Source organism: Bradyrhizobium sp. C9, from assembly GCF_002532045.1.
Lineage (GTDB): Bacteria > Pseudomonadota > Alphaproteobacteria > Rhizobiales > Xanthobacteraceae > Bradyrhizobium.
Window position 1 is genome coordinate 157,354 of the sequence record NZ_NWTG01000018.1, and the last position, 6,182, is coordinate 163,535.

Below are 6,182 nucleotides of genomic sequence, written 5' to 3' on the forward strand. Positions count from 1 at the left end.
TCCTATGAGGTCGCTTCCGGCAGGCGCGCTGCGGTGTCGCCGAACACCTCGGCAAATGCCTGCCGGAGCGCGATGTCGACATCGGTCATCGTGACCGGCAGCCCGAGATCGACCAGCGAGGTGACGCCGTAGCGCGGATCGACCACGCCGCAGGGCACGATCGCCTGGAAGTGCGAGAGGTCGGGCTCGACATTGATCGCGATGCCGTGGAACGAGACCCAGCGGCGCAGCCGCACGCCGATCGCGGCGATCTTGTCCTCATGGCCCGGCCCCTTGTCAGGGCGTTTCACCCAGACCCCGACGCGGTCCTCGCGGCGCTCGCCGCGGACGTTGAAGGCGGCCAGCGTCCGGATGATCCATTCCTCCAGCGAGGCGACATAGGCGCGCACATCCGGCCGGCGCCGCTTGAGGTCGAGCATCACATAGGCCACGCGCTGGCCCGGGCCGTGATAGGTGACCTGGCCGCCACGGCCGCTCTGGAAGGTCGGAAAGCGCGGAGCCAGCAGATCGTCCGCCTTGCCGCTGGTGCCGGAGGTGTAGAGCGGCGGATGCTCGAGCAGCCACACCAGTTCCGTTGCCTCGCCGGCGGCGATCGCCGCCACCCTTGCGTCCATTGCGGCCAGAGAATCGGGGTAGGGCACCGGACGGTCCGCGATCCGCCATTCGACCGCTTCGCCGCCCGCAGGACGCGCAAAGGTCGTCAAATCGAGGCTTTGGCGGTCGTTAACCATTAGCTAACCCTAACGTGGTCAGGTGAACCCACAATTTAGTTCCCGTTCGGCGGTTCAGAAGTGCCCACCCTCGATAAAGTCAGCGTTGATCTCATGGTGGTCCTCGGCACGACCACCATGCCGATTCACCAGGTCATGCGGCTGTCCCGCGGCGCCATCATCGAACTGGATGCCACCGAGGCCGACGAGGTCAAGATCCTCGCCAACAACCTGCCGGTGGCCAGCGGCGTCGTCCTGGTCGACCGCAACCGGATTGCGGTCGAGGTCAAGCAGATGCTGCCGAAATCTCCCGGGGTTCGCAGTTAATTCACGCATCAAGCGCCTTGTCCCTGCATCCGTGATTTGTTACATGGCCCCCTCGATGCGGCGGCGCCTTAGGGTTCCATCCGACATCCTTAGCGCTCGTGGCGGAATTGGTAGACGCGCTGCCTTGAGGTGGCAGTGGGTAACACCGTGGGGGTTCGAGTCCCTCCGAGCGCACCACACCTCAGTTGATCCTTGAAATCGCTGGATTTTTCGACGAACTGGCCGGGCCGGCTCCGCGCCCTCGGGCAGGATCGGCGAATGCCGTCGGCTGACGTGAGGCGCCGGTCGATGCGGTCCTGTAACACCGCTCAGGTAGATTCGCGGATGCATGGCCTCTTGGGCGCGGCGCTGCCGACCGGAGGCGGCCGCTTTCTCCCGATCGCGCGGCCGCAAGCCAGCCCCACCCGGAGTGCCTGATGATCTTTGCCAGCTACGCCTACCGTATCCTCTCCAACTTCGTGTTCCTGGGGCTGGTCTATTTCACGCTGAACCTGCTGGAGAAATACGAGCAGCGCGCGACGGTCGCGATCCTGGTTCTGGTCTATGCGACGATGCATGCCCTCTCGGGCCTGCGCTCGTTCTATTTCTTCCAGCGGATCGAGCGCCTCGAAGGCGAGACGCGGCGGCTGGCGGCTGCGGCCGGTGAGGGGCCCAACGCTGCGGCCTCGCGCAAGCAGATCGTCGCCGATGTCACCGAGCTCAGGCATGCCGGCGAGATCAAATCCTATATCGACATCTTCTTCCTGGCGCTGGTGATCCTGCTCTGCGTCGCCAAGATCGTGGTCAGCTAGATCGCGGCTCTAGTCAGGCACGCGCTTGCCGGCCGCCGAGGCCTCGGCGCGCGGGGTACGCTTGGCGACGTGGACCGACGCGTTGCTCGCGGCCGGCGGCACGACGTGCAGCGGCGCGCCGTGGAGCCGGCCATGAGCGGCAGCCGGGATCTGATGCGCGGCCTGCTTCGGATGCCTGGCCTGGCGCGCCGAGATCGCCTGCGCGCGTGGTGCGCCTACGCCGGGGACAGCAGCTGCCGCGCGCTGTGCGAGGCGGCGATCGGCCGCTGAGCGGGCCGCGAGCAGGGTCAGATCCAGCGCTTCGGGAACGCGAAACACGTCAGCCGCCGGAACCGGCAATGTCGCAATCGATGCGAGCTGGGTGAGCTGCGGCTGCGGCCACGCCGTGCGGACGGATGCGCCGACGCGCGCGCGCTGCGCGTGATCGAGGACGTCGGCATCGCGCCAATCCAGGTCGGCAAACACCGGCGCCGGCAGCGTCCGCGTCGCGGTGAACACGAAGTTCGGAATTTTGGGCCAGCGCGTAATCGCGACCGTCTCGGTCGGCGGACGCATGAACCATTGCTGCGGCTCGGTCGGCGTCGCCGGGCGGTCCGCGGTTGCGGGCACGACATGGACGATGCGGTAGCCGCGCTCCTTCAGCGTGTTGAGGATGCGCGGCAGCGCCGCGACGGTGCGCGGCTGGATGTCGTGCAGCAGCAGGATGCCCTTGTGCTTGGCTTCGATCCGCTGGATCGCAAGATCGTAGACCCGCTGCGGCGAGATGTGGCGCCAGTCGTCAGCGGGGAAGTCGGCGCTCCAGACCTGGATGCCCTGCGACGCCAGATAGGCTTCGGGGATCTCGGCGCGCATCAGGCCGGGAATCCGGAAGAACGGCGCGAGCTTGCTCTTGTCGCCGTTCAGCGCGGCGAGCGTCGAGGCGATGCCGTCGTCGACTTCCTGCCGTACCTTCTCGAGCGGCATCTTGTTCATCGTCAGCGGATGGTTCTGGCTGTGCGTGCCGACGGTATGCCCGGCAGCGATCAGCTTGCGCACGCCCTCCGGATTGAACCGGGCCTGGGAGCCGATGGTGAAGAAGGTCGCCTTGACGCACTGGCTGGCGAGAATGGCCAGCACCTGGTTGCTGTATTTCGGCAGCGGCCCATCGTCGAAGGTCAGCACCACCTCGTGGTCGGCGAGCGGCAGTGTCTCCGGATACTGCATTGTGCCGATCCGCGGATGCTCCCTGGGATCGACGACGATGGTCCGCGAGGTGCCGAGCGCGTTGGGGTTACCTGGGCAGTCCGCAGCAAGGGCGGCCTGCGGCGTCATGAAGCAGCAGCCCAGCAGTGCCGCGCCGATCACGGTCCGCGACCGCTTCCGGATCATCACCAGGACGTTTGCAATCATCGAATCTCGGCCGCATTCCAAACGCACTGACGAATCCTTAAGGGCGGCCCCATGAATGCCGCCTTAACGGTCTGTAATCCAGCTTGGGTGCCGGGTTCAATGTGTCCGGTCAGACACGGTCTTCATCGCCGCCGGGACGATGTGGACGATGTGATAATTATGCTCCTGCAGGTACCTTAGGAAGGCGGGCAGCATCTGCGCTGTTCGCATTTGCGGGTCATGTAGCAGGATAATTCCCTTGCGATGGCCCTCGAGCCGTCCGGTGAGCAGCTTGAGTTCCTCCTCGGGGGTCATCTTGTTCCAATCGCTGGCCCAGAAATCGGCGCCGAACACCGCGATACCGCGCTTTTCCATGCGATCGAGCAGGGCGGGCGTCGACTCGAAATAGGGGAACCGGAAGAAGGGCGTGCTCGGGACCGTGCTCGCAGCGCCGCGCAGGGCGGTCTGGACCGCTTCGATCCCCCGATTGATGTTCGCCTCGGCCTGATCCGTCGGCATCTTGTTGAGATGCGGATGGTCCCAGGTGTGGTAACCGATGGTGTGGCCGAGGCGGGCGATCTTGCGGACCATGTCGGGATGATCGGCTGCATTGCGGCCGACCATGAAGAAGGTGGCCTGCACGCATTCGGTTGCCAGCGCCGTCAGCACCTTGTCGGTAACACCAGGTGTCGGGCCGTCGTCGAAGGTCAGCACGACCTCGCCATCCCGCAGCGGCAGGGTCTGCGGAAAGCTCTTCTGCCCGACGCGCGGATAGGTCGCAGGGTCGACCTCGAGCACACGCGAGGTGCCGAGTGCGTCCTTGCGCGGGCATTCGGCGGCCTTCGCCGAGCTGATCAATGCGACGGGTGCGAGCGCAATCAGCGCCGCGACAATGTTCAGGATCGGTCGCGGTGCGCTCGACATCTTTCTCATTGCACTGGCCCCCACCGATTAGGTAATCCGTTCCGCACTCATCAGAGCAGTTTTTCCCCTCCTGTCAAACCGGCGAAACACGGCATGGCCGAGAATATCGACGTTGCCGAACCCGCCGAAACCGACCCGCTCGCCCGGATGCCGATGCGGGACGAGGAGGGCCAGCTCCGCCCCGAATTCGTCGCTGGTATCACCCGGGCCATCCATGCCGCCGACCGGCCTCTGCTGTGCGAGGTGGTGGCGGAACTGCACGAGGCCGATCTCGGCGACCTGATCGAGGCGCTGGAGCCCGACGACCGCGTCACCCTGGTCGAGATCACCGGCACGGACTTCGACTTCTCGGCGCTCAACGAGGTCGACGAGACGGTCCGCGAGGAGATCCTCGAGGAACTCGAGCCGGAGACCGTTGCCGAGGGCGTCCGCGAGCTCGAATCCGACGACGCCGTCGAGCTTTTGGAGAGCCTCGACGAGGAGGACCAGGAAGAGATCCTGGAGAAGCTGCCGGCGGCCGAGCGCGAGGACATCGAGCGCAGCCTGCTGTATCCGGAGAATTCCGCCGGCCGGCGGATGCAGACCGAGTTCATCGCGGTGCCGCCGGACTGGAAAGTCGGGCAGGCGATCGACTACATGCGCGACACGCCCGATCTGCCGGACCGCTTCTATGAGATCTATGTGGTCGACGCCGACAAGCACTTGCTCGGCGCGGTGCCGCTCGACGTGCTGCTGCGTACGCGCCGCCCGGTTCCGGTCAAGGACCTGATCGACGAGGACCGTCGCCGGGTCTCCGCGCTCGAGGACCAGGAAGAGGTCGCGCGGATGTTCGGCAAGTACAATCTGGTCGCCGCTCCCGTGGTCGACACCACCGAGCGGCTGGTCGGCGTGATCACCATCGACGACGTCGTCGACGTGATCGAAGAGGAAGCCGACGAGGACCTCAAGGCACTCGGCGGCGTCACCCATCCTGAAGAACTGTCCGACACGGTCTGGACCATCGCCCGCGGCCGTTTCAACTGGCTGCTGGTCAATCTCGCCACCGCGTTCCTGGCCTCGTCGGTGCTCGGCCTGTTCGAAGGCCAGCTCGAGAAGATGGTGGCGCTCGCGGTGCTGGCGCCGATCGTGGCGAGCCAGGGCGGCAATGCCGCGACCCAGACCATGACGGTCGCGGTGCGCGCGCTCGCCACCCGCGAGCTCGGTGCGTTCAATGCGACGCGCGTGGTGCTACGCGAGACCATGGTCGGGCTCGTCAACGGCCTCGCCTTTGCCGTCATCACCGGCATCGCCGCAGTGGCCTGGTTCAAGATCCCCGGCCTCGGCATCGTGATCGGGCTCGCCATCATCTGCAACCTGGTCGCCGGCGCGCTCGGCGGCATCCTGATTCCGATGGTGCTGGAACGGGTGCGCGCCGATCCCGCGGTCGCCTCCGGCACCTTCGTCACCACCGTCACCGACGTGGTCGGCTTCTTCTCGTTTCTCGGCATCGCCACGCTGTGGTTCGGGCTGAAATAGCCCGGCGCCTGCGGGCCAGCTTATCGTTAATCGCGCCTTAACGGGGTTGGCGGATGATGGTCCTATCTCCAAGGGGGCCATCACGGGGGCCATCATGCAGCGGTTGCGGCTCAAGGCGGACGGACGAATCGTCGAATTGCGCGACGGACAGGAAATCCCGCTCGCGCCTGCGCATCCGGCCGAGGCGACGATGCAGGCTTCGGCCTCGCAACCGGCCGTGCGCGATCTGCGCCGCCGGGCCCGGCTCACCCAGCTCGAATTCGCCGCCAAGCTCGGCGTACCCGTGGAAACCATCCGCAACTGGGAGCAGGGCAAGCGCGCGCCGCGGGGACCCGCTCGCGCGCTGCTCGCCGTGATCGCGCACTCGCCGGAGACGGTGTTCGCCGCGCTGTCGAGTGAGCCGACGGCGGCGTGAGCTGATAGGGCGCGGGCTCCGTTCATTGTCAGCTGATTGATCGCGCTCACTGGCCAGAATATCGATGTCGTCCCGGCGCAGGCCGGGACCCATATGTGGACGGCCCCCGTGGCACAAGAGCTTTCTGAGTAG

At 66.1% G+C, this 6,182-nt stretch carries 7 protein-coding genes and 1 tRNA gene; 5 read left to right on the forward strand and 3 right to left on the reverse strand.

Going from position 1 to position 6,182, the window contains the following annotated elements:
- Window positions 1–2 precede the first annotated feature (2 nt).
- On the reverse strand, window positions 3–731 hold the full coding sequence (gene lipB, locus CO675_RS28855) for a lipoyl(octanoyl) transferase LipB (protein WP_097675172.1): 729 nt from the start codon (window positions 729–731) through the stop codon (window positions 3–5).
- A gap of 60 nt (window positions 732–791) precedes the next feature.
- Here lipB and CO675_RS28860 point away from each other — a divergent pair, with 60 nt between their 5' ends.
- The 3 genes from CO675_RS28860 to CO675_RS28870 all read left to right on the forward strand — a co-directional run bounded on the left by CO675_RS28860 (window position 792) and on the right by CO675_RS28870 (window position 1,828).
- Window positions 792–1,037 carry a FliM/FliN family flagellar motor switch protein gene (locus CO675_RS28860; RefSeq protein WP_021080574.1) on the forward strand — a complete coding sequence of 82 codons (246 nt, stop codon included), beginning with the start codon at window positions 792–794 and terminating at the stop codon, window positions 1,035–1,037.
- Between the two features lie 92 nt (window positions 1,038–1,129).
- Window positions 1,130–1,214 (forward strand) — tRNA-Leu (locus tag CO675_RS28865).
- A gap of 239 nt (window positions 1,215–1,453) precedes the next feature.
- Entirely contained in the window at window positions 1,454–1,828 is a 375-nt protein-coding gene (locus tag CO675_RS28870) for a hypothetical protein (protein ID WP_097675173.1), read from the forward strand.
- 9 nt (window positions 1,829–1,837) lie between these two features.
- Here the strand turns inward: CO675_RS28870 and CO675_RS28875 are convergent, their stop codons facing one another.
- Together CO675_RS28875 and CO675_RS28880 are read right to left on the reverse strand one after the other, a co-directional pair.
- Window positions 1,838–3,217, reverse strand: a complete 1,380-nt coding sequence (locus CO675_RS28875) for a polysaccharide deacetylase family protein (RefSeq protein WP_097675174.1) — start codon at window positions 3,215–3,217, stop codon at window positions 1,838–1,840.
- A 96-nt stretch (window positions 3,218–3,313) separates the two neighbouring features.
- Complete coding sequence (locus CO675_RS28880) at window positions 3,314–4,129, reverse strand: polysaccharide deacetylase family protein (RefSeq protein ID WP_097675175.1); 816 nt, start codon at window positions 4,127–4,129, stop codon at window positions 3,314–3,316.
- Between the two features lie 84 nt (window positions 4,130–4,213).
- On the opposite strand from CO675_RS28880, the gene mgtE reads away from it, so the two are divergent.
- Both mgtE and CO675_RS28890 read left to right on the forward strand, forming a co-directional pair.
- A complete protein-coding gene (mgtE, locus tag CO675_RS28885) occupies window positions 4,214–5,635 on the forward strand; it encodes a magnesium transporter (protein WP_097675176.1) in 1,422 nt (473 codons plus the stop codon).
- Window positions 5,636–5,729: 94 nt separating this feature from the next.
- Entirely contained in the window at window positions 5,730–6,050 is a 321-nt protein-coding gene (locus CO675_RS28890) for a helix-turn-helix domain-containing protein (RefSeq protein WP_198964778.1), read from the forward strand.
- Window positions 6,051–6,182: the final 132 nt, after the last annotated feature.

Bases quoted from the DNA above. Each gene is read 5' to 3' on its own strand.
- CO675_RS28880 (WP_097675175.1), bottom strand. From the start codon at position 4,129: ATGAGAAAGATGTCGAGCGCACCGCGACCGATCCTGAACATTGTCGCG.
- CO675_RS28875 (WP_097675174.1), bottom strand. From the start codon at position 3,217: ATGATTGCAAACGTCCTGGTGATGATCCGGAAGCGGTCGCGGACCGTG.
- mgtE (WP_097675176.1), top strand. From the start codon at position 4,214: ATGGCCGAGAATATCGACGTTGCCGAACCCGCCGAAACCGACCCGCTC.
- lipB (WP_097675172.1), bottom strand. From the start codon at position 731: ATGGTTAACGACCGCCAAAGCCTCGATTTGACGACCTTTGCGCGTCCT.
- CO675_RS28870 (WP_097675173.1), top strand. From the start codon at position 1,454: ATGATCTTTGCCAGCTACGCCTACCGTATCCTCTCCAACTTCGTGTTC.
- CO675_RS28890 (WP_198964778.1), top strand. From the start codon at position 5,730: ATGCAGCGGTTGCGGCTCAAGGCGGACGGACGAATCGTCGAATTGCGC.